The following is a 4,791-nucleotide window of genomic DNA, read 5'->3' on the forward strand; positions in this document are numbered from 1 at the left end:
CGGTCAGATCATCCGCGAAGTGCCGGTCGCCAGTGGCATCGGGCACGTACTTCACACAGACAACGATCCTCAAGCTCACGCCGGCTCTCCTACTGCATCCGTCTTTTCCGTGGGTCCCCCGTACCGAAGCCAAGGGGGTCCTGCCTTGTGCAGGCAGCATAGGCGCCCGAAGGCGGGGTTTCCGGTCAAGGCGACCGGCGCCCCGTACGTCATATTACTCGTCAGTACATAGCGGTACGCGGCAATGAGCAAGCGCTTGGAACTGTGACCTTGACAACGCTGTGTAACCGGGATCTCCCGGCCTTCCGCATCGTTGGATCAGTCAGTCCCGCAGAGCGTTGAAGCGCCCTTGGTGATACACCAGCGGGCGACCCGCCCCGTCGGAGTCCCCGGCCACCGCCTGCGCGATCACGATGCAGTGGTCCCCCGCGGGGACGCGGGCGACGACCCGGCAGACCAGCCAGGCGAGCACTCCGCCGATGACCGGCACGCCTTCGGGCCCGCGGCGCCAACTGGTCGGTGGGGCGAAGCGGTCGGCGCCGCTGCGCGCGAAAGTGGCGGCCAGCTCCCTCTGGTGCTCCCCTAGTACGTGCACGCCGATGTGCTCCGCCCGAGAGACCACGGGCCAGCTGGACGAGGCGGTTCCGATCCCGAAAGAGACCAGCGGAGGCTCGGCGGCGACGGAGTTGAGCGAGGTGGCCGTGAAGCCGACGGGGTGCTCACCCTGGGCGGTGATGACCGCGACACCCGCGGCGTGGCGCCTGAAGACGGAGCGGAGCAGGTCGGGGGTAGCAAGGTGCGCGGTGCCGAGTCCGGCCTTTGCCGTCATCGAGTCGTCGTCCTTCTGCGTTCAGGTGCGGGCGGGCGTCGTGTTCCGTGGCTGCTCAGGCACCCGGACAGCACGCACTCACATGGCGGGTGCGGTTCCCGCACAGCCGGCCTTGAAGAGGAAGGATGAGAGATGGCACCCCGTCAGACTGACGATTGGTGGCATGCACAGTCAAGCGGCTTCCAGGAGATGGGAGAAGCGTCACGGCACGGTTGCCGGCGTCACAGCGTCGCCGCGCCGATGGCCACGATGACATCCGCCTTTCGGGGCCGGCCCGCTGCCCGGCGCACGATCCGGCCATCCGCGTCGAGCACCAGCACGGTCGGGGTACGCGTGATCCCCAGCGCCCGTACGAGCGCGAGTCGGGCCTCGGCGTCGATCTCCACATGCGTGACTCCGTCGACCATGGCCGCCACTTCGGCGAGCGTCCGGCGGGTCGCCCGGCAGGGCTGGCAGAAGGCACTGGAGAACTGGACCAGAGTCGCCCGCTCCCCCAGCTCCACACCCAGTTCGGCGGGGCCGAGCCGTCGCTCTGTCTGTCCGCTGGTCATTCCTGTGTCCCGATCCCGCCTGTACTCGTCATCGTCTTCACTCGTACACAGCACGGCGTCGGCCGCCCGGATTCCTCTCAGGTGACACGACGTGACGAGAATCTCGCCGTACGAGGCGCCATGGACTGGCCGATACGCCGCGCATAGTGCACGATCTGCCCAATGCCGAAAACCTACGGCTGCGTAACTTCCGCCGGGCGCACCCTCCCGGGGCACAGTGAAGGAAGGGTCTCCCCACCTATGGCAGAGCTTGTCTACCGGCCGGTCGTCGGCGCCGCACTCACCATGTTCAAGGCGCTTGACCTGAAGATCGACACCCAGGGTTCGGAGAACTTTCCGCGCTCCGGCGGTGCGGTGCTGGTGAGCAATCACATCAGCTACCTGGACTTCATCTTCGCCGGCCTGGCCACCCTGCCGCAGAAGCGCCTGGTGCGCTTCATGGCGAAGGACTCCGTCTTCCGGCACCGGATCTCGGGACCGCTGATGCGGGGGATGAAGCACATCCCCGTGGACCGGTCGCAGGGCGAGGCGGCGTACGCGCATGCGCTGGAGTCGCTGCGGGCCGGCGAGATCGTCGGCGTCTTCCCCGAGGCGACGATCTCCCAGTCGTTCACGCTGAAGAGCTTCAAGTCGGGTGCCGCACGGCTCGCGCAGGAGGCCGGTGTGCCCTTGATACCGATGGCCGTGTGGGGCACACAGCGGCTGTGGACCAAGGGGCGGCCGAAGAACCTCAAGCGCAGCCACATCCCGGTGACGATCAGGGTCGGCGAACCGATGGCCGCACCCCTGGACCAGTACGCCGGAGCGATCACCCGGCGACTGCGGGAACGGGTGCAGGAGCTTCTGGAGGCGGCGCAGCGCGCCTACCCCGTGCGCCCCAAGGACGCGAACGACACCTGGTGGGTACCCGCGCACCTGGGCGGCACGGCGCCGACGCCGGCCGAGGTACGCGAAGCGGGCTGAGACAGCCTCCCGAGGCTGCGCGTCACCACTGTGCGCGCAGCCTCGGGGTCGGCCTTCGCGGGTGCGCCACTCCGGCGTACGCCGCAAGCGTGTCCGTCACTGCGGTGGGTGGACGGTGATCCGCGCACCGGGGCACAGCTTCTCCAGCGCTTCGGCGAGCTCGGCGCCCGCTGCCTCAAGCTCGGCGGTGGTCATGGGCGGCAGCGACTCCAGCAGGAACAGCGCGTTCACCGACTGCTCGGTGAGACCGGTGCGCGGCCCCTGCCGCCAGTTCCAGCGCCGGCAGGTGACGCCCTCGTCATCCCTCCACACGACCTCACCGGCGTCGGGGTGCTCCACCGTCTCGGCGCCCTGTGCGAAGGTGATGAACGGCTCGTCGCCGCTGGCGCGGATCAGCCGCATCCCGCCCTGGATCAGGTCCAGGTCCTCACCGCCCACCGGGATCAGATGGGCCACGCTGATGGCGTTGTACGCGTCCACGAGCACGTTGATGCGCGGTAGACCGCCGTCCGCGAGGGCGCGCCGGGCGAGTGCCTCGGCCGAGTTGCGCGTACGGGACGGCTTGGCGCCGAAAGCCGTGTAGGCCGCCCGCCAGGCGGCGATATGCGGATCATCCTGCGGGGCGCGGCCGCCGAGCCGCTCGGCGAGCCGGGCCGCCGCCTCGTCCAGCAGCGCTGAACTCGCTTCGTTGCTGGGTCGGTTGACCAGGCCGCGTGCCTCGACGGCGAGATGGGTGAAGCCGGGCGCGAGGGTGCGCACCTCGTCCGACACGGTGAGCGAGAGAGTCATCATCCGCCTTGCCTCGGCGCTTCCCAGCGCGATGATCAGGAGCTTCGCGGTTCATCATAGAGCACTATCCAGTACACCCTATTCAACCCGCATCTCACGACTTGAACATGTTCAACAATGCCTCTAGGCTCACGGACACAAGAAACTGAACACGTTCAACGGGAGTGTGTGTCATGACGGCACTGGTCAACGCGATCGTGATGCTCGGCATGCTGCTGATCATCCCGATGGGGTTGCGACTGATCGACGACCCCGTCCCGCAGCGGCTGGCGCGCTTGTGGCCTTGGCTCTCCATCCCGGGCGCGGTGGCCCTCTGGCTGCCACGAGGAACCCTCAGCACAGCGCTGGCCTCGGTGTACGCCATCGGCACCATGGCACTCGCCCTGGGTGCACCCGCGAGACTGCGGCGGACGCGCTCCTTGGCTCCCGCGGAGATCGCGACGCTCACGGCGCTCGCCTCCCCAGCCGTCGCAGGGGTGGCGCTGGTGGCCGAGCGCTCCGGCCACCGGCTCTTCGGCTTCGAGCTGGAGATGCTCGCTCTGACCGTGCCGCACTTCCACTTCGCGGGTTTCACCGCGGCACTGGTGGCCGGTCTCGTGTGCCGGGCGGTGACGCATGCTCCACTGAGCCGCTTCGCTGCGCTCAGCGTCCCCTTCGGCACCCTGCTCGTCCTGGCCGGATACTTCGTGAACGACGAGACCGAGTTGGCCGGGGCACTCGTACTGACCGCCGGAATGTGGGCCGTCGCCCTGCTGACCTGGCGTGAGATCCGCCCCGGGAGCGGGCGGCTGAACCGGGCCCTGCTCGGCGTATCGGCGGCATCCCTGGCGGCGACCATGGTGCTGGCCCTGTGCTGGGCGGTCGGTGAGGTCACGGGGCTGCCGCATCCCAGCCTGACCTGGATGGCCGCCACCCACGGCATAGGCAACGCCCTGGGGTTCGGGCTGTGCTCCGTACTCGCCTGGCAGCGGCTCGGCCGTACACCGGGAGCGGGTCGCGGCGCACCGGCACCCGTGCACGACGCCCGCGAAACCCACGACGCCCGCGACACCCACAGGGCCGGCACCGTCTGACAGCGCCCGTCCGCGACAACGAGGAGTGCTCCATGCGCACCACACACACGCTGAACTACACCGAGGTCGGCGCCACCCGCCGCAGCACCCTCCCCCACGGGTACCAGCACCTCCACCACCGCACCACCGTCGGGCACGGCCGGGCCGCCTTCGAGGCCGCGGGCGACGCGGTCACCGGTTGGGGGATGCACCGCGCCACGGGAGCCCGGGTCCGGGCCGACTCGCACGCGAAGCCCGGCACAGACGTCGAAGTGGCGCTCGGTGTGGGACCGCTGCGCTTCCGTGCGCCCTGCCAGGTCATCTGGGCCGAAAGCGGCGGCGACCGCCAGGGTTTCGCCTACGGCACCCGCCGCGGACATCCCGAACAGGGCGAGGAGTCCTTCATCGTGGAGCTCGCCGCCGACGGCACGGTGTGGTTCACCGTGACGGCCTTCTCCCGGCCGGCCAGTTGGTACACCCGGCTGGCGGGCCCGCTGGTCCCCGTGCTCCAGCGGCTCTATGCCCGCAGGCTCGGCCGGGCACTGCGGGACATCGCCGCCCGAGCCTGAGGACAGCGCTGAGGGGGGGGGGGGGGGGGCGGGCGGGC

At 69.6% G+C, this 4,791-nt stretch carries 6 protein-coding genes; 3 read left to right on the plus strand and 3 right to left on the minus strand.

Features of this window, described 5'->3' with window-relative positions:
- Window positions 1–322: 322 nt before the first annotated feature.
- Both ACFWI9_RS32950 and ACFWI9_RS32955 read right to left on the minus strand, forming a co-directional pair.
- Entirely contained in the window at window positions 323–829 is a 507-nt protein-coding gene (locus ACFWI9_RS32950) for a flavin reductase family protein (protein WP_387168592.1), read from the minus strand.
- Between the two features lie 221 nt (window positions 830–1,050).
- Entirely contained in the window at window positions 1,051–1,380 is a 330-nt protein-coding gene (locus tag ACFWI9_RS32955) for a TlpA family protein disulfide reductase (protein WP_387168595.1), read from the minus strand.
- Window positions 1,381–1,620: 240 nt separating this feature from the next.
- On the opposite strand from ACFWI9_RS32955, the gene ACFWI9_RS32960 reads away from it, so the two are divergent.
- On the plus strand, window positions 1,621–2,343 hold the full coding sequence (locus tag ACFWI9_RS32960) for a lysophospholipid acyltransferase family protein (RefSeq protein WP_387168597.1): 723 nt from the start codon (window positions 1,621–1,623) through the stop codon (window positions 2,341–2,343).
- A gap of 96 nt (window positions 2,344–2,439) precedes the next feature.
- Here ACFWI9_RS32960 and ACFWI9_RS32965 read toward each other — a convergent pair whose 3' ends face one another.
- Complete coding sequence (locus tag ACFWI9_RS32965) at window positions 2,440–3,132, minus strand: B3/4 domain-containing protein (protein ID WP_387168606.1); 693 nt, start codon at window positions 3,130–3,132, stop codon at window positions 2,440–2,442.
- A 173-nt stretch (window positions 3,133–3,305) separates the two neighbouring features.
- Between ACFWI9_RS32965 and ACFWI9_RS32970 the strand changes: the two genes are divergently transcribed.
- Together ACFWI9_RS32970 and ACFWI9_RS32975 are read left to right on the plus strand one after the other, a co-directional pair.
- Window positions 3,306–4,205, plus strand: a complete 900-nt coding sequence (locus ACFWI9_RS32970; RefSeq protein ID WP_387168600.1) for a YndJ family protein — start codon at window positions 3,306–3,308, stop codon at window positions 4,203–4,205.
- A 32-nt stretch (window positions 4,206–4,237) separates the two neighbouring features.
- Window positions 4,238–4,753 carry a DUF1990 family protein gene (locus tag ACFWI9_RS32975; protein WP_387168603.1) on the plus strand — a complete coding sequence of 172 codons (516 nt, stop codon included), beginning with the start codon at window positions 4,238–4,240 and terminating at the stop codon, window positions 4,751–4,753.
- The last annotated feature ends 38 nt before the right edge of the window (window positions 4,754–4,791 follow it).

The sequence above is a fragment of the Streptomyces sp. NPDC127084 genome, from assembly GCF_042724175.1.
Taxonomy (GTDB): Bacteria; Actinomycetota; Actinomycetes; order Streptomycetales; family Streptomycetaceae; genus Streptomyces.